22 protein-coding genes are annotated in these 21,399 nt (G+C 66.1%); 16 read left to right on the top strand and 6 right to left on the bottom strand.

From position 1 onward, the window contains the following. Positions 1–8 precede the first annotated feature (8 nt). The gene (yjgA, locus tag DK459_RS19420; RefSeq protein WP_006388633.1) at positions 9–557 is read right to left on the bottom strand and encodes a ribosome biogenesis factor YjgA; all 549 of its coding nucleotides are present in this window, start codon (positions 555–557) and stop codon (positions 9–11) included. A 58-nt stretch (positions 558–615) separates the two neighbouring features. Here yjgA and pmbA point away from each other — a divergent pair, with 58 nt between their 5' ends. The 12 genes from pmbA to erpA all read left to right on the top strand — a co-directional run bounded on the left by pmbA (position 616) and on the right by erpA (position 11,902). Continuing rightward, positions 616–1,980 (top strand): metalloprotease PmbA, encoded by a 1,365-nt coding sequence (gene pmbA, locus DK459_RS19415; protein WP_006388634.1) that lies wholly within the window; start codon positions 616–618, stop codon positions 1,978–1,980. 133 nt (positions 1,981–2,113) lie between these two features. Next, positions 2,114–3,328, top strand: coding sequence for a TRAP transporter substrate-binding protein (locus tag DK459_RS19410; RefSeq protein ID WP_110134984.1), 1,215 nt, complete (start codon positions 2,114–2,116; stop codon positions 3,326–3,328). 257 nt (positions 3,329–3,585) lie between these two features. Beyond that, positions 3,586–4,740: an ABC transporter substrate-binding protein gene (locus tag DK459_RS19405; RefSeq protein ID WP_020925257.1), complete on the top strand. Its 1,155-nt coding sequence runs from the start codon at positions 3,586–3,588 to the stop codon at positions 4,738–4,740. Between the two features lie 249 nt (positions 4,741–4,989). Then, positions 4,990–5,871, top strand: a complete 882-nt coding sequence (locus tag DK459_RS19400; protein WP_006388637.1) for a branched-chain amino acid ABC transporter permease — start codon at positions 4,990–4,992, stop codon at positions 5,869–5,871. A gap of 2 nt (positions 5,872–5,873) precedes the next feature. Further along, positions 5,874–6,740 (top strand): branched-chain amino acid ABC transporter permease, encoded by an 867-nt coding sequence (locus tag DK459_RS19395; RefSeq protein ID WP_006388638.1) that lies wholly within the window; start codon positions 5,874–5,876, stop codon positions 6,738–6,740. Further along, a complete protein-coding gene (locus tag DK459_RS19390; protein ID WP_020925256.1) occupies positions 6,733–7,521 on the top strand; it encodes an ABC transporter ATP-binding protein in 789 nt (262 codons plus the stop codon). The genes DK459_RS19395 and DK459_RS19390 overlap by 8 nt, the downstream gene beginning before the upstream one ends. Next, a complete protein-coding gene (locus DK459_RS19385; RefSeq protein ID WP_006388640.1) occupies positions 7,518–8,231 on the top strand; it encodes an ABC transporter ATP-binding protein in 714 nt (237 codons plus the stop codon). The genes DK459_RS19390 and DK459_RS19385 overlap by 4 nt, the downstream gene beginning before the upstream one ends. 362 nt (positions 8,232–8,593) lie before the next feature. Further along, a complete protein-coding gene (rplM, locus tag DK459_RS19380) occupies positions 8,594–9,022 on the top strand; it encodes a 50S ribosomal protein L13 (RefSeq protein WP_006217309.1) in 429 nt (142 codons plus the stop codon). Positions 9,023–9,031: 9 nt separating this feature from the next. Next, on the top strand, positions 9,032–9,424 hold the full coding sequence (gene rpsI, locus DK459_RS19375; protein WP_006388641.1) for a 30S ribosomal protein S9: 393 nt from the start codon (positions 9,032–9,034) through the stop codon (positions 9,422–9,424). Positions 9,425–9,593: 169 nt separating this feature from the next. Continuing rightward, a complete protein-coding gene (gene argC, locus DK459_RS19370; protein ID WP_006388642.1) occupies positions 9,594–10,658 on the top strand; it encodes an N-acetyl-gamma-glutamyl-phosphate reductase in 1,065 nt (354 codons plus the stop codon). Between the two features lie 40 nt (positions 10,659–10,698). Continuing rightward, positions 10,699–11,445 (top strand): DUF6776 family protein, encoded by a 747-nt coding sequence (locus DK459_RS19365; RefSeq protein ID WP_024067698.1) that lies wholly within the window; start codon positions 10,699–10,701, stop codon positions 11,443–11,445. 85 nt (positions 11,446–11,530) lie between these two features. Next, positions 11,531–11,902, top strand: coding sequence for an iron-sulfur cluster insertion protein ErpA (erpA, locus tag DK459_RS19360; RefSeq protein ID WP_006388644.1), 372 nt, complete (start codon positions 11,531–11,533; stop codon positions 11,900–11,902). Between the two features lie 105 nt (positions 11,903–12,007). Here the strand turns inward: erpA and DK459_RS19355 are convergent, their stop codons facing one another. Together DK459_RS19355 and DK459_RS19350 are read right to left on the bottom strand one after the other, a co-directional pair. After that, positions 12,008–13,117 (bottom strand): anhydro-N-acetylmuramic acid kinase, encoded by a 1,110-nt coding sequence (locus DK459_RS19355; protein ID WP_070542910.1) that lies wholly within the window; start codon positions 13,115–13,117, stop codon positions 12,008–12,010. A gap of 79 nt (positions 13,118–13,196) precedes the next feature. Next, entirely contained in the window at positions 13,197–14,606 is a 1,410-nt protein-coding gene (locus DK459_RS19350; protein WP_006388646.1) for a peptidoglycan DD-metalloendopeptidase family protein, read from the bottom strand. 257 nt (positions 14,607–14,863) lie between these two features. Between DK459_RS19350 and tyrS the strand changes: the two genes are divergently transcribed. Together tyrS and DK459_RS19340 are read left to right on the top strand one after the other, a co-directional pair. Beyond that, positions 14,864–16,093, top strand: coding sequence for a tyrosine--tRNA ligase (tyrS, locus tag DK459_RS19345; protein ID WP_054506233.1), 1,230 nt, complete (start codon positions 14,864–14,866; stop codon positions 16,091–16,093). Positions 16,094–16,165: 72 nt separating this feature from the next. Next, the gene (locus DK459_RS19340; RefSeq protein WP_006388648.1) at positions 16,166–16,822 is read left to right on the top strand and encodes a YbhB/YbcL family Raf kinase inhibitor-like protein; all 657 of its coding nucleotides are present in this window, start codon (positions 16,166–16,168) and stop codon (positions 16,820–16,822) included. Between the two features lie 79 nt (positions 16,823–16,901). Here DK459_RS19340 and DK459_RS19335 read toward each other — a convergent pair whose 3' ends face one another. Then, positions 16,902–17,540, bottom strand: coding sequence for a LysE family translocator (locus DK459_RS19335; RefSeq protein ID WP_054506232.1), 639 nt, complete (start codon positions 17,538–17,540; stop codon positions 16,902–16,904). Positions 17,541–17,745: 205 nt separating this feature from the next. On the opposite strand from DK459_RS19335, the gene glyA reads away from it, so the two are divergent. Both glyA and nrdR read left to right on the top strand, forming a co-directional pair. Further along, positions 17,746–18,996, top strand: coding sequence for a serine hydroxymethyltransferase (gene glyA / locus DK459_RS19330; RefSeq protein WP_006388650.1), 1,251 nt, complete (start codon positions 17,746–17,748; stop codon positions 18,994–18,996). Between the two features lie 206 nt (positions 18,997–19,202). Then, positions 19,203–19,682 carry a transcriptional regulator NrdR gene (nrdR, locus tag DK459_RS19325; RefSeq protein WP_006388651.1) on the top strand — a complete coding sequence of 160 codons (480 nt, stop codon included), beginning with the start codon at positions 19,203–19,205 and terminating at the stop codon, positions 19,680–19,682. A gap of 47 nt (positions 19,683–19,729) precedes the next feature. Here nrdR and DK459_RS19320 read toward each other — a convergent pair whose 3' ends face one another. Further along, a complete protein-coding gene (locus DK459_RS19320) occupies positions 19,730–20,689 on the bottom strand; it encodes a GlxA family transcriptional regulator (RefSeq protein WP_024067703.1) in 960 nt (319 codons plus the stop codon). Between the two features lie 12 nt (positions 20,690–20,701). Next, positions 20,702–21,271 (bottom strand): cysteine hydrolase family protein, encoded by a 570-nt coding sequence (locus DK459_RS19315; protein WP_054480496.1) that lies wholly within the window; start codon positions 21,269–21,271, stop codon positions 20,702–20,704. Positions 21,272–21,399 lie beyond the last annotated feature (128 nt).

The following is a 21,399-nucleotide window of genomic DNA, read 5'->3' as shown; positions in this document are numbered from 1 at the left end:
GGGCGCAATCAGTGGGTGAGGGTCTTGAGGGCCTGGAACAGGGCGCGATAGTGCTTCTTCTGCGGTTCCTGGCCTTGCAGCAGCGAGGCGTTGGCCAGCTTTTCCTTGCGGGCGGCGCGAATCACCGCGCGTAGCTGCTGCACATCCGCTTGCGGATTGTCGTTCAGCAGCTTGGTCAGCGCGTCGTCGTCGTCGAGCAGGCGGTCGCGCAGGGTTTCCAGGCGGTGCATGGCCGCGGTTTCCTCGCGCGAGCCGTTTTCCCACACGTCGAGCTGGGCGCGGATCTCGTCGGCGGGGGCGTCGCGCATCAGCTTGCCCACGAAGTGGGTCTGGCGGCGCCGGCCTTCGCGGCTGGTGGTGCGCTGCGCCTCGCGGATCGCCTCGTAGAGGCGTTCGGCCAGGGGCAACTGCTTGAGGCGTTCGGGGGACAGTTCGATCAGCTGCTTGCCCAGGTCCAGCAGCGCGTGCATTTCACGCTTGACCTGGGACTTGCTGGGACGATCGTAGCCGTTCTCGTCGTAGCCGTCGGAGGATTCTTCTTCGATGTGGGAATTCATGGAAAACTGCGCAATGACAGACTTGGCTATGATAACCGTCTCTGCAAATTGGACAGCAATGGTCAAATCCTCCTCCTCCTTGCCGCTGGCGGCCAATCACGCGCGTTTTTCCGAACTCGTCGAGCAAACCCTGGCCTACGCGCGCCAGATCGGCGCCTCGGACGCCGCGGCCGAAGTCTCCGAAAGCCTGGGCCTGTCGGTATCGGTGCGCAAGAACGACATCGAGACCGTCGAACAGACCCGTGACCGCTCGCTCGACCTGACGGTCTACGCCGGCCAGAGCCGCGGTTCCGCCTCGACCTCCGACTTCTCCGAAGCCGCGCTGCGCCAGACGGTCGAGGCCGCCTGGCACATCGCCCGCCACACCGCCGCCGATCCGGCCGCCGGCCTTCCCGACGCCGACCAGTTGGCCACCGAATTCCCCGACCTCGACCTGCACCGCGCCTGGACGGTTTCCACCGAGGAAGCCGCCGAGCTGGCGCTGCGCGCCGAACGCGCCGCGCGCGAGGTCGATGCCCGCATCACCAATACCGACGGCGCCACGGTCGGCACCTACGAAGGCCAGTTCGTCATGGGCAACACCCGTGGCTTCCTGGGCGGCTACCCGTATTCGCGCCACAGCCTGTCGGTGGCGCCCATCGCCGGCCGCGGCAACGGCATGCAGCGCGACTACTGGTACACCTCCGAGCGCGATCCGGCCAAGCTGGCCACGCCCGAGGCCGTCGGCCGCTACGCCGCCGAGCGCACGCTGTCGCGCCTGTCGGCGCGCCGCATCCGCACCGGCAAGTTCCCGGTCCTGTTCGAGGCGCCGCTGGCGCTCGGCCTGGTCGGCGCCCTGACGCAGGCCGCCAACGGCGGCGCGCTGTACCGCAAGGCCAGCTTCCTGCTCGACGCCCTGGGCAAGCCGATCTTCCCCGAACACATCAATCTGACCGAAGACCCGCACATCCGCGGCGCCATGGGCAGTTCGCCGTTCGACGACGAAGGCGTGCGCACCCGCAAGCGCAACGTGGTCTCGGCCGGCGTGCTGGAAGGCTATTTCCTGTCCTCCTACACCGCGCGCAAGCTCGGCATGCAGACCACCGGTAACGCGGGCGGTTCGCACAACCTGGTCTTCAGCTCCACGCTGACGCGCCGTGGCGACGATTTCGAGGCGATGCTCAAGAAGATGGGCACGGGCTTCCTGGTCACCGAGCTGATCGGACAGGGCGTGAACTACGTCACCGGCGACTATTCGCGCGGCGCGTTCGGCTATTGGGTCGAGAACGGCCAGATCCAGCATGCGGTGCAGGAAGTCACCATCGCCGGCAACCTGTCGGACATGTTCCGCCAGATCGTCGCGGTGGGCGCCGACACCATCTCGCGCGGCACCAAGACCACCGGTTCGATCCTGATCGAACAGATGGCGATCGCCGGCACCTGACCCGGGAACCGCGTCACAACGCTCTTTGCAATCCTTGACCGCTCGGGAATTCCTCTAGCCGTCAGCGGCGATGGCAACGTGTAATATCCGGCGGGTATTGCTCAAACTGGTATCGCTGTAGAGGAGCAAAGAGATGCAACGACGTTCATTCTTGAAGCAGGCCGGCCTGGGCGCCGTGGCGGCGGGGGCGGCGGTCAGCGCTCCCGCCCTGGCGCAGGATTCCCCCTCGATCAGCTGGCGCCTGGCGTCCGGCTTTCCGGCGGCGCTGGACCTGCGCTTCGGCGCTGGCGAGATTTTCCGCAAATTCGTCTCCGATGCCACCGGCGGCAAGTTCAGCATCAAGCAACTGGCCGAAGGCGAGGTCGCGCCCGCGGCGCAACTGATGGACGCGGTCGGCGCCGCCACGGTCGAATGCGCCCACGTGTCATCAGGCATCTACTTCGCCAAAAACCCCGCCTTCTGCTTCGATTCGGCGGTGCCGTTCGGGCTGGACGCGGGCCAGATGAATGCCTGGATGCTCGAAGGCGACGGCCTGCGCCTGATGCGCGAACTGTTCAAGGCGCAGAAGATCATCAACTTTCCGCTCGGCAACACCGGTTCGCAGATGGGCCTGTGGTCCAACCGCGAGATCAAGCGCGCGACCGATTTGAAAGACTTGAGGATGCGCGTCGACGGCCTGGCGGCGCAGGTGCTGGCGCATCTGGGCGTGCTGCCGCAGCAGACCGACGCGGCCGCGCAAGCCAATGACGGGAAGGGCGCCGAGGCCGCCCAGGAGGCCAAGCCGGCAGAAGCCGCCAAGGATCCCAAGGACGCCAAGCCGGCGGAGGGCAGCAAGCCGACCGAGGCCGCCAAGCCCGCCGAGGCCGCCGCCAAGGCGGGCCCGGACGCCGTGGCCGGCGCCGGCGCCTACGACGACGGCAAGCTCGGCCTGAACAAGGCTGCCAGGTTCTATTACGGCCCCAGCTGGTGGGCCGCCAGCGAACAGTTGTCGCTCTATATCAATGAAGAGGCCTGGGCCAAGCTGCCCAAGCACTACCAGGCGGTGGTCGAAGCCGCCGCCCTGGCCGCGCATGCGCGCACCACGGCGGCCTACGCCGCCCGCAATCCGGCCGCGCTGGCCCAACTGGTCGCGGCCGGCGCGCAGGTGCGCGCCTTGCCGCGCTCTGTCATGGATGCCGCGTTCGAGGCGACCCGGCAGGTCTACAAGGACCTGGGCGAGAAGGACCCGAAATTCAAGGCGATCCACGACAACTACATGGGTTTTCGCGACAACGCGATGCCCTGGCTCCGCTTGACCGAGGGCGCCTACGACCAGTACCTGGGCGTGGCGCTGTCCGCTCGCAGTTGATGGCAGGTCCGGATGCCGAATGGCATTCGGTTGGAGGTGGGGTTTTCGCTGATAACCCCGTGTTTTTTACAAAAAAATGGGCGGTTTTGCTCCTTTTGTTGAACGGCATTCGAGTTTCGGCCTGATACAAAGGAGTAATATCCCGGGTCTTGACGCGCAAACGTGACGCCTTCAGGCGCCATTGGACGTCAATCCGGCGGGAACATCCCGGCCTGGATAACCAACATTCCGAGACAGACTTTAAGGTGGTATCAACCATGCAATCCAAGACCAAGAAGCTGCTGGCCGCGCTGATCGCCGCCGGTATCGTCCCGGCTGCCCATGCGGCCGACATCAAGCTGGGCGTGGCCGAGGCCCTGTCGGGCGGCGCCGCTCAGTACGGCGTGTCGATCCGCAACGGTTTCCAACTGGCCGCTGACGAGATCAACGCCGCGGGCGGGATCAATGGCAACAAGATCGTGCTGGTGGTCGAGGACGAGCAAGGCAAGAAAGAAGAAGCCATCAACGTCTTCAAGAAGCTGATCTTCAAGGACAACGTCCTGATGGTGTTTGGCCCGACGCTGTCGAACTCGGCCCAGGCCGCCGACCCGATCGCCCAGGCCGCCAAGACGGTCGCCTTCGGCACCTCCAACACCGCCGACGGCATCACCTCCATCGGCAACTACGTGTTCCGCAACTCGGTCACCGAAGCCGACGTGCTGCCCGCCACCATCTCCACCGTCAAGGCCAAGACCGGCCTGAAGAACGTGGCGGTGCTGTACGGCAACGACGACGTCTTCACCAAGAGCGGCTACGACAACTTCAAGAAGGCCCTGGAAGACCAGAAGATCCCGGTCACCACGACCGAAACGTTCGCCAAGGGCGACGTCGACTTCAAGGCCCAGCTGACCAAGATCAAGGGCACCAACCCCGACGCCATCGTGCTGTCGGCGCTGCTGGCCGAAGGCGCCCCGATCATGGTGCAGGCCCGCCAACTGGGCCTGAACGTGCCCGTCATCGGCGGCAACGGCATGAACTCGGTCAAGATCTTCGACCTGGCCCCCGGCGGCGCGTCGAACAACCTGTGGATCGGCAGCCCGTGGTCGATCGAGAACAAGGCCCCCGAGAACGTCAAGTTCATCGACGCCTACAAGGCCAAGTTCAACGGCGCGCCCGACCAGTTCGCCGCGCAGTCGTACGACGCCATGTACATCGTCGCCCAGGCCCTGAAGAACACCAAGATCTCCGGCGAACTGGCCAAGGACCGCGCCGCCCTGCGCGACGCGCTGCCCTCGGTGCAATGGACCGGCGCCACCGGCGCCTTCAAGTTCCGCCAGGCCACCGACCGCGCCGGCAAGCCCGCCGGCTACGACGCCGACCAGGCGCCGATCGTCAGCGTGACCAAGGACGGCAAGTACGTCATCGAAAAGTAAGCAGTCAGCATCCCCGCGCGGGGGGATGCGCCTTGCGGACGGCGGCCAGCTGTCGTCCGCAAGGCGCTTTTTATCGTAGGACTCCCCAGGAATAGAACGGCTCTCTCAGGGCGGCAGGTCCACGCAATGCGCGGCGTGGAAGGCCTTACACAGGCCTGCCCCGGGTCCCGAAGCCGTGCCTGGCGAGCGGCAAGTCCACGCAGGGGGCGCGGCGTGGGGGCTCTTTTTTGATTTGGAATATGTCCCATCATGTTGGAACAACAATTCGTTAACGCCTTGTCGCTGGGCTGTGTGTACGCACTGTTCGCGCTGGGCTTCACGCTGGTATTCGGCGTGCTCGGGGTGATCAACCTCGCGCATGGCGCCGTCTTCATGGTGGGGGCCTACGCGGCGCTCTCCGTGGTGCAGCATTTCGGCCTGCCCCTGTGGGCGGCGCTGATGGTGGCATTTTTCGTCGCCGGCTTCACCGGGGTCATCATCGACTACCTGGTGCTCAAGCCGCTGCGCAAGCGTAATGCCCCCCACCTGATCCCCATGATCGCCACGATCGGCGTGGGCATCATCCTGAACAATGGCGCGCAAGGCATCTTCGGCGCCAGCAACCTGCGCTTCCCGCACGGCACCGTGCCCGAGGAAGTGATCGAGATCGCCGGCCTGCACCTGACCGTGATCGAACTGGGCATCATCTTCCTGTCGTTCGCGCTGATGGCCCTGCTGATGTTCGTGATGCGTCGCACGCAGTTCGGCCGCGCCCTGCGCGCCATTGCCGAATCGCCCAAGGCCGCCTGGCTGCTGGGCATCAACGTCGAAAAGCTCTTCATCACCACCTCGTTCGCCGCCGCCGCCCTGGGCGGGGTCGCGGGCGTGCTGATCGGCCTGTACTCGAACGCGCTGTTCCCGCTGATGGGCCAGCCGATGCTGCACAAGGGCATCGCGGTCATCATCCTTGGCGGCATGGGCGACATTCGTGGCGCCATGCTGGGCGGGCTGTTCCTGGGCTTCGCTGAAGTGCTGTCGGTGGCCTATATCGGCTCCACCATGCGCGACGCGGTGGCATTCGGCCTGCTGTTCCTGATCCTGCTGGTGCGCCCGCAAGGTCTGTTCGGCAAAGTGGTTCAACGCAAGGCTTGAGTATGAGCGGATTCGAAAACTTCTGGGCCATCTATGGCAACCTGGTGCTGACGCTCGGCACCAACGCCCTACTGGCCCTCTCCATCTGGCTGACGCTTGCCTGCGGCATGCTGGCCATGGCCAATGCGGCCTTCATGGGCATCGGCGCCTACGCGGCGGCGTTGCTCACCATGAACTACGACGTCTCGTTCCCGGTCGCGCTGGCCGGCGGCATGGCGGCGCCGGCCCTGGTGGCGGCGCTGATCGGCTTGCCGACCTTGCGGCTGTCAGGGGTCTATCTCGCCATGGCCACGCTGGGTTTCGGCGAAGTGGTGCGGGTGACGGTGCTGAACACCGAGTCGATCACCGGCGGCGCGCTGGGCCTTAACGGCATTCCGCAGCTGACGCAGTGGTGGCACGTCATCCTGGCGGTCGTCATCGTGCTGTTCGTCCTGTGGCGCGTGCGCGCCTCGAAGATCGGACGCGCCTTCGAGGCCATCCGCGGCGACGAGACCGCGGCCGGCCTGATGGGCATCGACGTGCGCGCCAACAAGATGCTGGCCTTCGTGGCGGGCGCGATGATCGCCGGCCTGGCCGGCGCGCTGAATGCGCACCTGACCTTCTTCATCGGCCCCAACGAATACGGCTTCGACCGTGGCGTTGAAATCCTGACGATGGCCATCCTGGGCGGTATCGGCGGTCTGGCCGGTCCGGTGCTGGGCAGCTTCATCATCACCGTGCTGCCCGAGCTGCTGCGCGGGTTCGCGGATTTCCGCCTGGTCATCAACGGAGTGATCCTGGTGGTGATTGTGCTTTTCCTGCCGCAAGGCATCTGGGATCCGGCGCGCTTCAAGCGCTGGATGCGTCAAGGAGGCAAGCGCCATGCTTGAGCTGACCTCCGTTTCCAAGAGCTTCGGCGGCCTGCACGTGCTGCATGACGTCAGCCTGTCGGTGCCCGAAGGCGCGATCTTCGGCCTGATCGGTCCCAACGGCGCCGGCAAGACCACGGTGTTCAACCTGATCACCGGCCTGCTGCCGCCCAGCGGCGGCGGCATCGCCTTCAATGGCGAAAGCCTGCTGCGTCGCAAGCCGCACGCCATCACCCGCATGGGCATCGCCCGCACCTTCCAGAACATCCGTCTCTTCAAGGAGATGACGCTGCTGGAGAACGTGGTGGTGGGCGCCTACCGCCACATGAACTACGGCTTCCCCAGCCTGCTGCTGGGCCTGCCGGGCTACCGCGAGCACGAAAAGCGCGCCCGCGAGCGCGCCCACGAGCTGCTGACGTGGATGCGCCTGGACCACAAGGCCAACGACCTGGCCGACAACCTGTCGTACGGCGAGCAGCGCCGCCTGGAGCTGGCGCGCGCGCTGGCCACCGAGCCCAAGCTGCTGCTGCTGGACGAACCGGTCGCAGGCATGAACACCGGCGAGCGCGCCGAGCTGATGCGCGAGATCCTGGCGATCCGCGACCGCGGCTACACCATCCTCATGATCGAGCACGACATGCGCTTCGTGATGGGGCTGTGCGAGCGCATCGCGGTGCTGAACTTCGGCAAGATCATCGCTTGCGGCGGGCCTGAAGAGATCCGCAACAACGAGCAGGTCATCGAGGCCTACCTGGGCCGCGAGGACGACGACGACATCGACAACGCGGAGGCCGCACAATGAGCAGCGCAATGCTGGAAGTCCGCGGACTCGAGGTCAACTACGGCCATATCGAAGCCGTCCGCGGCATCGACCTGGACCTGGAAGCCAAGGAAATCACCGCCCTGGTCGGCGCCAACGGCGCCGGCAAATCGACCACGCTGCTGGCGCTGTCGGGCCTGCTGCCCAAGGCGCGCGGCAAGATCCTGTTCGAAGGCGAGGACGTCACCAACCTGGCGCCGCACCAGCTGGTGGCGCGCGGCATCGTCCAGGTGCCGGAAGGCCGGGCCATCCTCACCACCATGACCGTGTTGGAAAACCTCGAGCTGGGCGCTTACCGCCGCGGCCTGAAGAACATCGATTCGGACCTGGAATACGTCTTCAACCTGTTCCCGCGCCTGAAAGAGCGGATCACCGGCATCGCCGGCAATCTCTCCGGCGGCGAACAGCAGATGCTGGCGATCGGCCGCGCCCTGATGGCCAAGCCGCGCCTGTTGCTGCTGGACGAACCGTCGATGGGCCTGGCGCCGATCGTGGTGCAGGAAATCTTCCGCTCGCTGCGGGCGATCAACGCCGACGGCCTGACCCTGTTCCTGGTGGAGCAGAACGTGCGCCAGGCGCTCAAGATCGCCCAGCACGGCTACGTGCTGGAGAACGGCGCCATGGCGCTGTCGGGCACCGGCCGCGGGCTGTTGGGCCATCCGCGGGTGCTGGAAGCCTACCTGGGCGCCTGATCCGCGCGGTGGAACGGGGAAGGGGCGCTGGAGCGCTGGCGGGGTTCCCGGCGGCGTGCACTTGCGTCCCCTTTAAAAATGCGACAGTCGTTTCCCTCGGAACGGCTGTCCATCCACCTGGATTCGATCGCGGCTGCCCATTTTTTGAGCATCCGTGGTAGAATTTCAGGCTTTCCCTCATTTTGACCATTGCACGGGCGGGTAATAACGCTTAGGCGGGACGTCGATAGGGACCGTGGGTTGGCTGAAACCCGGCACTGAAACCCAGTTGCTGGAAAGATGCCGGCTCCATTGTCTAGTTGAGGGAAAAAGCCTGGCTGGATCGTCCAGTCAGAGACCATTTTTCATATCTAGGAACCATCATGAAGACCTTTGTGGCCAAGCCGCATGAAGTCCAACGTGACTGGTTTGTGATCGACGCCAAGGGCAAAGTCCTCGGTCGTGTGGCCAGCGAAGTCGCACGTCGTCTGCGTGGCAAGCACAAACCTGAATTCACGCCGCACGTTGATACCGGCGATTACATCGTCATCATCAACGCTTCCGATATCGTCGTTACCGGTACCAAGGCGAAGGACAAGAAGTACTTCCGCCACACCACGTACCCGGGCGGTATCCGCGAAACGAACTTCGAGAAGATGCAAGAGCGTTTTCCCGGTCGCGCCATTCAGAAGGCCGTCAAGGGCATGCTGCCCAAGGGTCCTCTGGGCTACGCCATGATCAAGAAGCTGAAGGTCTATGCCGGTGCCGAGCACCCGCACACCGCCCAGCAGCCCAAGACGCTGGATATCTAAGGAAACGCCATGATCGGTAACTGGAACTACGGAACCGGCCGTCGCAAAACTTCGGTGGCTCGCGTTTTCATCAAGAAGGGCACCGGCAAGATCGTCGTCAACGGCAAGCCCGTCGACGAATTCTTCGCCCGTGAAACCGGCCGCATGGTCGTGCGCCAGCCGCTGGAACTGACCGGCCACCTGGAATCGTTCGACATCAAGGTCAACGTGCACGGCGGCGGTGAAACCGGCCAGGCCGGCGCAGTCCGTCACGGCATCACGCGTGCCCTGATCGACTACGACGCGACCCTGAAGCCCGCGCTGTCGCAAGCTGGTTTCGTGACCCGCGATGCCCGCGAAGTCGAACGCAAGAAGGTCGGCTTCCGCAAGGCGCGCCGTCGCAAGCAGTTCAGCAAGCGTTAATCGCTGCGAAAAAAGCCCGCCTCGTGCGGGCTTTTTTTTACATGCCCCAGCTCGCGGAACTCCGCGGGCATCGTCCGGTCGGACATCGGTTGCCGCGCTTTCATGCGCGGCGGCAAGGCCGGTTGTCCGAGCGATACAATCGAGCCTCGTTCTACGAAGAGCACACATCATGGCCCAAGCATCGAACTCCCGTATCAAGGTTGGCATCGTCGGCGGCACCGGTTACACCGGCGTCGAACTGCTGCGCTTGCTGTCGCAGCATCCCCACGTGGAATTGACCGCCATCACGTCCCGCAAGGAAGACGGGCTGCCGGTGGCCGACATGTACCCGAACCTGCGCGGCCGCGTGCAGATCGCCTTTTCCTCGCCGGAAAAGGCCACGCTGACCGACTGCGACGTGGTGTTCTTCGCCACGCCCCACGGCGTGGCCATGGCCCAGGCTCAGGAACTGATCGCCGCCGGCACCAAGGTCATCGACCTGGCCGCGGACTTCCGCCTGCAGGACGTGCCCACCTTCGAACGCTGGTACAAGATTCCCCATACCTGCCCGGACATCCTGGCTGAATCCCAGTACGGCCTGGTCGAGCTGAACCGCGAAGCCATTGCCAAGGCGCGCGTGATCGGCAACCCGGGCTGCTACCCGACCACCGTGCTGCTGGGTCTGGCCCCGCTGCTCGAGGGCGGCAAGCAACTGGTGGATGCGCAGACCCTGATCGCCGACTGCAAGTCGGGCGTGTCCGGCGCCGGCCGCAAGGCCGAAGTCGGCTCGCTGTTCTCCGAGGCATCCGACAACTTCAAGGCCTACGGCGTGGCCGGCCACCGTCACCATCCCGAAATCGTCGCCCAGCTCGAGAAGATCGCCGGCGGCAAGGTTGGCCTGACCTTCGTGCCGCACCTGGTGCCGATGATCCGTGGCATGTACTCGACCATCTACGCCCGCATCAAGCCCGAGGCGCGCGACACCGACTTCCAGGCCCTGTTCGAGCAGCGCTACGCCGATGAAGCGTTCGTCGACGTCATGCCCGCCGGCAGCCTGCCCGAGACGCGCTCGGTGCGCGCTTCCAACAACCTGCGCATCGCACTGTCGCGCCCGGGCGGCGGCGACCAGCTCATCATCATGGTGGTGCAGGACAACCTGGTGAAGGGCGCGGCCGGCCAGGCGGTGCAGAACATGAACCTGATGTTCGGTTTCCCCGAGACCGTCGGCCTGGACCAGGTCGCGATCCTGCCCTGACGTCCGGCCGGGCCGGCGGTGTGCCGCCGGCCCGCTCCCCATGTCCAACGATTCCTCCGCGACGCCTCGAACTTCCCGTGCCGGCCTCGGCCTGCGGGTCGCCGCCGGCGTGCTGGCCGGTGTGCTGGTGGGCGCGGCGGCGGGCTATTACTACGCGCGCGGCGTCTACCAACCCAAGGACGCCGTCGTGCTCAGCGCGGCGCAGGTCGAGACGCGCGACGAAGCCATGCGCCAGCAGGCGGTGCAATTGCGCTACCTGCGCGGCCAGCTCGATACCGCCGACGGCGAGCTGGTGATCGAGCGCTCGGCGCGCCAGGAACTCGAAACCCAGCTGCACGCCGCGCAGGCCGAGATCGGCCGCGTGCGCGACCAGCTGGCGTTCTATGAACAACTGCTGCCCCCGGGGCCCGAAGGCACCGTGGACATCCGCGGCGCCCAGATCGACCGCGAAGGCGGCGGGCTGCGCTACAAGGTGCTGCTGATGCGCAGCGGCCGCAATGGCGCCGCCCCGTTCGCCGGCACGCTGCGGTTCCAGGCCGTCGGCACGCTCAAGGGCGAAACCGTCACCGTGGACCTGGCGCCGATGCAGGTCAAGGCCGAAAGCGGTCCCGTGCCCGCCACCGGCGAAACCACCACCGCGGCGTCGCTGGCCTTGCAGTTCGACCAGTATCAGCGCAGCCAGGGCGTCCTGGCCGTGCCCGAGGGATTTGTCCCCGAAAGCGTCACCATCAGTGTCCTGGAGGGCGATGTGGTCCGCGCCTCCCGCAGCGTCAAGCTCGAACTTTGAGTCCGGGCGGCGCTGCGCTATAGTGACTACATGCGAGCGGCGCAGCCGCTCATCGGAATACGGCCCCAGCGGCCAGGAGTGAATCATGAATGCAGTGACCGAAACCGTCGACCTGCAGGCCGCCCCGCCTGCTCCCCTGGTGTTCACCGACTCGGCTGCCGCCAAGGTCAAGGACCTGCTGGCCGAGGAAGGCAACCCCGAGCTGAAGCTGCGCGTGTTCGTGCAGGGCGGCGGCTGTTCGGGTTTCCAGTACGGTTTCACGTTCGACGAAGTCGTCAACGAAGACGACACCGTGCTGGACAAGGCCGGCGTGCAACTACTGGTCGACCCCATGAGCTTCCAGTACCTGGTCGGCGCCGAGATCGACTACAAGGAAGACCTGGAAGGCGCCCAGTTCGTCATCCGCAATCCCAACGCCAGCACCACCTGCGGCTGCGGCTCGTCGTTCTCGGTGTAAACCGGTAGCGGCGTTGCGCCGCGATGGCGGCGGGCCACGCCCGCTCGGCCACAAAAAAAGCCCTTCGGTTTTCCGAGGGGCTTTTTGTCGTGCGGGCGGCGCGCGTCAGGCGGGATACAAGGCGCCCAGGATGCGCGCGCCACGCGCACCGGTGACGCCGGGCAGGCCGGCGGGGCGGCGCGCCAGGAAGGCCTGGGCCAGCCAGGCGAACGCCAGCGCCTCCACCTGTTGCGCCGGGACGCCCAGCGCGTCGGTGGCATGCACCGGGCGCTGCAGGCAATACGCCAACTCACGCATCAGTCCGGGGTTGCAGGCGCCGCCGCCGCAGACATAGAGCTCGCGCACGTCCGTGCCGGCGGCGTCGATGGCGTTGGCGACGGTGCGGGCCGTCAGGCGTTGCAGGGTGGCCTGCACGTCCTGCGGCGCCGGCCTGGGACCATCGTAGGCGGCCAGCCGGTCGTCCAGCCAGCGCATGTTGAACAGGTCGCGGCCGGTCGATTTGGGCGGCGGCAGCGCGAACCACGGTTCGCTCGCGATCAGTTGCTCCAGGAGCGGCGCCAGCACCTGGCCGCTGGCGGCCCAGCGGCCGTCGGCGTCATAGGATTGGCCCAGGTGCCGCTGGCACCAGCCGTCCAGGAAGACATTGGCCGGGCCCGTGTCGAAGCCGCGTGGCGGCTGGTCCGGCGCCAGCAGCGTGACGTTGGCGATGCCGCCCAGGTTCAGCACCGCGCGGCCTTGCGGCGCGCCGAACACGGCGGCGTGGAAGGGCGGCACCAGCGGCGCGCCCTGGCCGCCGGCGGCCACGTCGCGGCTGCGGAAGTCCGCCACCACGTCGATGCCGGTCAGCTCCGCCAGCAGGGCGGGCGCGTTCAATTGCACGGTATAGCCGCTGTCGGGGCGGTGGCGTACCGTCTGACCATGGGCGCCGATGGCGGCAATGTCCCGCGCTTGCAGCTTGGCGTCGGCCAGCAGGTCCGCCACCACCTGCGCATACAGGCGGGCCAGTTCGTTGGCGGCGAGCGCGGCGCGGGCCAGTTCGTCGTCGCCGGCAAGGTTCAGGGCCAGGAACTCGGCCCGCAGCGCGGCGGGCATCGACAGGCTGGCGCTGGCCAGCACCTGTGGCGGCTGGCCGTCGCGCAGTCGCGCCAGGACACCGTCGACGCCGTCCACGCTGGTGCCGGACATCAGGCCGATGAAATGCTGGGGTGTCGTCATGTCAGGAGCCGCCTGTAAAAAAAGCGGCCCGGCATCGAGATGCGCGGGCCGCCTTGCGGATGCGTGATGCAGGTCCGGCTCAGCGGCTGGCCACGTTGGTCAGCGCGTCGGGCAGGGTCTGCTGGAATTCGGTGAGCAGCTGGATCTGCTGCTTGTACGGCGCCACGGCCTGATTGAAGGCGCGGATTTCGGCCGGTTCCAGGGCGCGGGCGACGGGCAGGTCGACCGACAACGGGTCGATCGGCTGGTTGTCGACGCGGAACTCGTAGTGCAGGTGCGGACCGGTGGCCCAGCCGGTGGCGCCGACGTAGCCGATCAGTTGCCCTTGCGAGATTTTGCTGCCCTTGGTGATGCCTTCGGCGATGCGGCTCTGGTGCGCGTAGAGCGTCGAGTACTTGCCGTGGTGCTTGACGATGACCACGTTGCCGTAGCCGTTCTGCCAGCCGGCGAATTCCACCGTGCCGTCGGCCGTGGAGTGGATCGGCGTGCCCGACGGCGCGGCATAGTCCACGCCCTTGTGCCCCGTCCAGGTCTTGTGGATGGGGTGCATGCGCATGCCGAAGGTGGAGCTGATGCGGCTGAACTTCAGGGCGGTGCGCAGGAACGCGCCGCGCAGGCTGGTGCCGTCGAAGTCGTAGTACGAGCCGGTCTTGTTGTCGGCGCTGAACCAGACGGCGGAGTAAGTCTTGCCGCCGTTGATGAATTCCAGGGCCAGCACGCGGCCGGCGCCGGCGTAGCGGCCGTCGTGCGAGCGCACTTCGTAGACCACGCGGAACTGGTCGCCCTGGCGCAGGTCGCGCAGGAAGTCGATCTTGGCGCTGAGGATGTCGGCCATCTGCATGGTGACCGAATCGGGGATGCCGGCGGCATCGGTGGCGCCGAACAGCGAGGACCGGATCGTGCCCACGGCGACGCGGGTCTGGCGATCGGTGCTTTCGGTGATTTCCTCGGCCTTGTAGCCGGCGTCGGTGCGCGCCACGTGCAGCATGCGGGTGACGACCTGGCCGTCGGCCTCGTTGCCCGGCGTGTGGATGTAGCGCAGCCAGATCAGGTTGCCTTCGGCGTCGGTCGCGGCCTGCACCGACCGGCCCGGGTACAGCTTGTAGATGCTGCGCGCGCTGGCGTCGTGGGTCAGGAAGGTCTGCAGGTCCGGGGAGTCCAGCTCCAGGCGCTGCAGCACGGCGGCCAGCGTGTCGCCCGCGCGGATGCGGGTTTCGCTGATGTAGGGCGCGGCGCTGGGCGTGCTGACTTCGACCTGTTCGGTGGTCAGCGGCAGGATGCTCTGGATGACGCGGGACGGGGGGAGTTCGCTGCGGTCGGGTTGCTGCACCATGCCCAAGGCGGCGGCGCCGGCAAACAGACCCATGGCGGTGACGAGGAGAGTGCGGCGGAAAAGTCCCGAGCGATGCGGCTTGGGCTCGACGGGCGCAAATACGGCGGCAACTTTGCGTTTGATGCTACTCGCCAGGTCGTGGAGGCCACGATTCATCGTGAAGATACCCTCTCAGGTGGCATGAGCTCGCAGGGTGCGTGACACGAACGGCCCCCGCGCGCCACGTTTTCCGGGGCAAGGGCTGGCGCGGGGCGCATCTTGTGAACAACGGGTGGTAACCGGAGCACAACTGCGTATATATGACAGTTGCGTATGATTAGGGCGGTATCCTAGCTGATTCGGCTAGAATTTTCGATAGTTTTCGTCACTTTTTACACCTTTTTATCGGCTGAAGCCGTTGCGGCCCCCCAAAAATGTCACCCTCCGAAGCCCCCATCACCCCCGAAGTCGAAGCCGATCTGCGTATTGCCAAGCGCGGATGCGATGAGTTGCTGGTCGAAGCCGAATTCGCCCGCAAGCTGGCCCGCAGCCGCGCCACCGGCGTGCCGCTGCGCATCAAGCTGGGGCTGGACCCGACCGCGCCGGACATCCACCTGGGCCATACCGTGGTGCTCAACAAGATGCGCCAGTTGCAGGACCTGGGCCATGAGGTCATTTTCCTGATCGGCGACTTCACCTCGACCATCGGCGACCCCAGCGGCCGCAACAGCACCCGCCCGCCGCTGACGCGCGAGCAGATCGAGGCCAACGCCAAGACCTACTATGCGCAGGCCAGCCTGGTGCTGGATCCGGCGCGCACCGAGATCCGTTACAACTCGGAGTGGTGCGACCCGCTGGGCGCGCGCGGCATGATCCAGCTGGCGTCGCGCTACACCGTGGCGCGCATGATGGAACGCGAGGATTTCACCAAGCGCTTCAAGGGCGGCATCCCGATCTCGGTGCATGAATTCCTGTACCCGCTGATGCAGGGTTACGACTCGGTGGCGCTGAAGTCCGATCTGGAGCTGGGGGGCACCGATCAGAAGTTCAACCTGCTGGTCGGCCGCGAGCTGCAGAAGGAGTATGGGCAGGAGCCGCAGTGCATCCTGACGATGCCGCTGCTGGTCGGCACCGACGGCGTCGAGAAGATGTCCAAGTCCAAGGGCAACTACATCGGCATTTCGGAGTCGCCCGATTCGATGTTCGGCAAGCTGATGTCGATTTCCGACACGCTGATGTGGCGCTACTTCGAGCTGCTGTCGTTCCGTTCGCTGGAAGACATCGCCGCGCTGCGCCAGGAGATCGACGGCGGCCGCAATCCGCGCGACGCCAAGGTCATGCTGGCGCAGGAAATCATCACCCGTTTCCATTCGGCCAAGGCCGCCGAGGACGCCCTGGCCGCGTTCGAGGCGCGTTTCCGCGACGGCGCGATTCCGGAGGACATGCCCGAGGTCAGCGTCGGCGGCGCGCCGGTCGGCATCCTCAAACTGTTGCGCGAGGCTGGCCTGGTGGCTTCGGGTTCCGAGGCGCAGCGCAACGTCGAGCAGGGCGGGGTGCGCGTCAATGGCGACCGGGTCGAAGACAAATCGTTGCAACTGCCTGCGGGGACTTACGTGGTCCAGGTGGGCAAGCGCAAGTTCGCGCGTGTTAAGTTGAACCCATAATCGCGAAGATTTTGATACGCTGGAGGGACGTTCAAGGCTGGGATGCCTTCGCAGCACTTCAAGGAGCACGACATGAAACTTTCGAGTTTGTCTTTTTCCGATAACGAGTCGATTCCGGAGCGCTACGCCTTCGGCAAGATCGATGCGCAATCGCACGTCGCGCTGGCTGACAACTACAACCCGCAGTTTTCCTGGGACGATGTCCCGGCGGGTACGCAGTCGTTCGCCTTGATCTGCCACGACCCGGACGTTCCCTCCAAGCCCGACGACGTCAACCAGGAGGGCCGTGAAGTGCCGGCCGACCTGCCGCGGGTGGACTTCTTCCATTGGGTGCTGGTCGACCTGGCGGCCGACATGCGCGAAATCGACGAAGGCGCTTTTTCCAGCGGTATCACGCCGCGTGGCAAGGGCGGCCCGCTGGCGCCGCTGGATGCCCGCCAGGGCATCAACTCGTACTCGTCCTGGTTCGCCAACGACCACGACATGAGCGGCGACTATTTCGGCTATGACGGCCCGTGCCCGCCCTGGAACGACGCACTGGTGCACCGCTACGTGTTCACGCTGTACGCGCTGGACGTCCATACGCTGAACCTGCAGGGTTCGTTCACCGGCGAGGACGCGCTGCGCGCCATCCAGAAGCACGTGCTGGCGCAGGCGTCGCTGACCGGCACCTACACGCTCAACCCGAAGCTGGCGCCCAAGCAGATCGGGGCGACCTCGGCGTCCTGATTCCTCGCGATCAGCAAAAAGGGCCGCATCAATGTGGCCCTTTTTTATTTCCCGGCCATCCGCCGGAGGCGCGGCGCCTTCAGGCGCCGGCGCGCTTCAGGCGCAGCAGCGCCACGCCGAAGGCGACGAACACCGAGCCCACCGCCCGGTTGATCCAGCGCAGCGCGCGTGGCTGCTGGAACAGGCGGCGGGCGCGGCGCGCCAGCAGGCCGTAGGCCAGCAGCGATGGCAGCGACAGGCCCATGAAGATGCCGGTCAGGATGAAGAACTGCGGCAGCAGCGGCTCGGCCGCGTTCAGGAACTGCGGGAACAGCGCGGTGAAGAACAGGATGGGCTTGGGATTCAGGCCGGCCACGAGGGTGGCCTCCAGGTACAGCGCCAGCGCGCCGCGCGGCGGGCGGCCCTGGCTGTCTGGCGGCGGCGCGGCCACGCTGCTGCGGCCCAGCAGGTGGCGCAGGCCCAGGTAGATCAGGTAGGCGGCGCCGGCGATCTTGAGGATGGCGAACAGCAGGGCGGACGATTGCAGCACCACGCCCAGGCCCAGCATGGCGGCGCCGGACAGCAGGAACAGGCCGGTGATATTGCCCAGCGACGACGGCAGCACGGCGCGCAGGCCGCCGGCGGCGCCATTGCGCATGGCCAGGATGCTGGCGGGGCCGGGGGTGACGACGCTGACGGCGGCGACCAGGGTGTAGGCGAGCAAAGTCTGGGTTTGCATGAAAGTTTCTCAAGTCGGATTGAGAGGGTTTTCCTGCCACGGACGGATCGCGGAAATTTCGCGCCCTTGGCGGGAATTTTGCCGCCATTCGGGGCATTTTGGCGACAGGGAAAGCGGCGGTACGCGGTAAACTATTCGTCATTATCCGGGTTTACCCACCCGGGCGCAGTTTTCTCCTCTCTTACCGCCTCAGGAACCCCCCGTCATGTTTGACCGCAACCTCACCCTCTCCAAGGCTGACCCGGACGTCTGGGCCGCCGTCCAGAAGGAAGACGTTCGCCAAGAGCAGCACATCGAGCTGATCGCTTCGGAGAACTACGCCAGCCCGGCCGTCATGGAAGCCCAGGGCACGCAGCTCACGAACAAGTACGCCGAAGGCTACCCGGGCAAGCGCTACTACGGCGGTTGCGAATACGTCGACGTGGTCGAGCAGCTGGCCATCGACCGCCTGAAGCAGATCTTCGGCGCCGAAGCCGCCAACGTGCAGCCCAACTCGGGTTCGCAAGCCAACCAGGGCGTGTACATGGCCGTCCTGAAGCCGGGCGACACCGTGCTGGGCATGAGCCTGGCCGAAGGCGGCCACCTGACGCACGGCGCCTCGGTCAACGCCTCGGGCAAGCTGTACAACTTCATCTCGTACGGCCTGGACGAAAACGAAGTCCTGAACTACGCCCAGGTCGAGCAGCTGGCCAAGGAGCACAAGCCCAAGCTGATCGTCGCCGGCGCCTCGGCCTACGCCCTGCACATCGACTTCGAGCGCATGGCCCGCATCGCTCACGACAACGGCGCGCTGTTCATGGTCGACATCGCCCACTACGCCGGCCTGGTCGCCGGCGGCGCGTACCCCAACCCGGTGCCGCACGCCGACTTCGTCACCTCGACCACGCACAAGTCGCTGCGCGGCCCGCGCGGCGGCGTCATCATGATGAAGGCCGAATACGAGAAGATCATCAACTCGGCCATCTTCCCCGGCATCCAGGGCGGTCCGCTGATGCACGTCATCGCCGGCAAGGCCGTGGCCTTCAAGGAAGCGCTGGAACCCGAATTCAAGACCTACGCGCAACAAGTGGTCAAGAACGCCAAGGTGCTGGCCGACACGCTGGTCAAGCGCGGCCTGCGCATCGTTTCGGGCCGCACCGAAAGCCACGTCATGCTGGTGGACCTGCGTGCCAAGGGCATCACGGGCAAGGAAGCCGAAGCCGTGCTGGGCCAGGCTCATATCACCGTCAACAAGAACGCCATCCCGAACGATCCGGAAAAGCCCTTCGTGACCAGCGGCATCCGCCTGGGCACGCCGGCCATGACCACCCGCGGCTTCACCGAAGCCGAGGCCGAGCTGACCGCCAACCTGATCGCCGACGTGCTGGACAACCCGCGTGACGAAGCCAACATCGCCGCCGTGCGCGCCAAGGTCAATGAGCTGACCTCGCGCCTGCCGGTGTACGGCAAGAAGTGATGCGGCGGCGGATCTTTCCCGCCGGCACATGACGAGGACGGCTCCGCAAGGGGCCGTCCTTTTGTTTTCGGGCCAATGGCGCTTGCGCGCCGGCGGTCATCGTGGCAAAAATAATAGGGACGAATTTGTCATAGTCGCCACGGATCGACTGTCGCCTCGTTACAATATGGGCGAATTATTGCTTTCCGTGTTTTCAGGGATCACACATGCGGTGTCCATTTTGCGGCAACTCCGAAACGCAGGTCGTCGACAGCCGTGTCTCGGAAGAGGGCGACGCCATCCGTCGCCGGCGCCGCTGCCAGTCCTGTGACAAGCGCTTCACCACCTACGAGCGGGTGGAGCTGGCGATGCCGTCCGTGGTCAAGCGCAACGGCAGCCGCAGCGACTACGATCCCGCCAAGCTGCGCGCCAGCCTGAGCCTGGCGCTGCGCAAGCGCCCGGTCAGCACCGAGGACGTGGACGCCGCCGTCGCCCGCATCGAGGAACAACTCCTGGCCAGCGGGCTGCGCGAAGTGGCTTCCGGGCATATCGGCGAACTGGTCATGAACGAGCTGCGCAAGCTCGACAAGGTGGCCTACGTGCGCTTTGCGTCGGTGTACAAGAGCTTCGAGGACATCGGCGAATTCGTCGAGGCGATCCGCGAGATGCAGGGGCCGGTGCTGCCCGCCAAGCTGCGCAAGGAATGAGGGCGCCGCGCGGCGCCTGAGGGGCGCGGATTGACTCGCAAGGCGCGCTACAGCGCGGGTGTCCGCGCCATGCTGGGCGTCTGCGGCTGGAATCGGCGCCACACGCGGCGCAGGTGCTGGGCCGAGCCGAATCCGGATTTCTCCGCCACCATCTCCAGGTTCAAGCGGGTTTCGCGCAGCATGTCGCGCGCCAGCGCCACGCGTATCTGATACAGGTAGTCCATCGGCGTGCAGCCGGCGTGCTCGCGGAACAGCCGCGTCAGGTGGCGCGAACTGGTGTGGGCCTGCTCGGCCAGCGACTGCGCCGACCACGGCGCCGCCGGGTTGCGCACCACCGCGTCCTGGACCCGGTGCACACCGGGATGCATGTGGTTGCGGTGTTCCAGCCAGGGCGACAGGGCCGAGTCGGTGCCGGCGCGGCGCTGGTAGACCACCATGTCGCGCGCCACTTCACTGGCCACGCGCGGGCCGCAGTGGCGCGACACCATGTGCAGCGCCAGGTCGATGCCGGCGGTGATGCCGGCGCTGCTGACCAGGTTGCCGTCTTCGACGAAGATGCGGTTGTCGTGCAGCCGGGCGGACGGATCCATGTCGGCCAATTGCGCCAGGCAGCTGTGGTGCGTGGTGCATTCGCGCTGGCGCGTCAGGCCGGCCGCGGCGGCGAACAGGGCGCCGGCGCAGACGGTCATCAGCGTGAAGCCGTCGACCGGATGGCGCGCCGCCAGCCAGTCGATGATGACGCGGGCCTCGGGCTCGTCCAGGCGGATGTGCTTGCCCACCACCCCGGACACGATCACCAGCGCCTCGGGCGGCAGCTTCTGGGGCAGGGGCTGGATCCGCGCCAGGTGCAGGCCGGGAATGCCGCTTTCCACTTCGGTCGAGGGGCCGCAGAAATGCTGCGCGAAGGCGTCCGGGCACAGCTTGTTGGCAACCCGGAACGCCTCGGCCGGCCCGGCCACGTCGAGCAGCACGATTCCCCGCGGCAACACGAAGTACACGGGAATCATGGCGGCGCGTCCTTATTGCGCGTCGGCGAAGACGTCGGCAGCGCGGGCGATGCGGGCAAAGCGGCCCTGCAGCACAAGTTCGGTGGCGTCGCGGATCTCGGCCGGCGTGTAGTGCTTGCCCGACGGACTCTGCATGGCGAAAGTCAGCGTGGCGTCGGTCGGGAACACCACCTTGAAGCCGTCGTCGCTGGCATGGCGGGTGGTGGTCTCGCAGCACTGTTCGGTGCGGATGCCGCTGACGATGACGCCCTCGATGCCGTGCTTGCGCAGCCAGTCCCGCAGCGTGGCGCCGTCGGCGTCCTTGGCGTAGAGGGAGGAATGCACGGTCTTGTGGAACACGGCGTCGGGCTCGATGCGCAGTTCCTTCAATGTCCTGACATGGCCGGAGGCCAGCGAGAATGGGTTGGCTGGATCGTTGGCGGCGCTGGTGTGAAACACCTGCAGCACCGGGATGTCGCGGGCACGGGCGGCGTCTATCAGGCCCTGGAGTTGCGAGACGAATGCCGGATATTCCGACTCGTCCCAAAACGGACGCTGGCGGAAGGAATCCTGGACGTCGATGACGATCAATGCTTGTTTCATGGCGGCGGGCTCCGTGCCTTGGGATTTCGAGAGATACGTGGCGTATTGTGGGCCTGCCCCGGCGGCGGGGCGAGGCCGTCCCGAGACCAGCATCGGCCCAAAACGGACATGACTGCCGGGCCGCTTGA

The organism is Achromobacter sp. RW408 (assembly GCF_003184165.1).
GTDB classification, from domain to species: domain Bacteria; phylum Pseudomonadota; class Gammaproteobacteria; order Burkholderiales; family Burkholderiaceae_B; genus Achromobacter; species Achromobacter xylosoxidans.
This window is presented reverse-complemented; position numbering and strand designations above follow the sequence as displayed.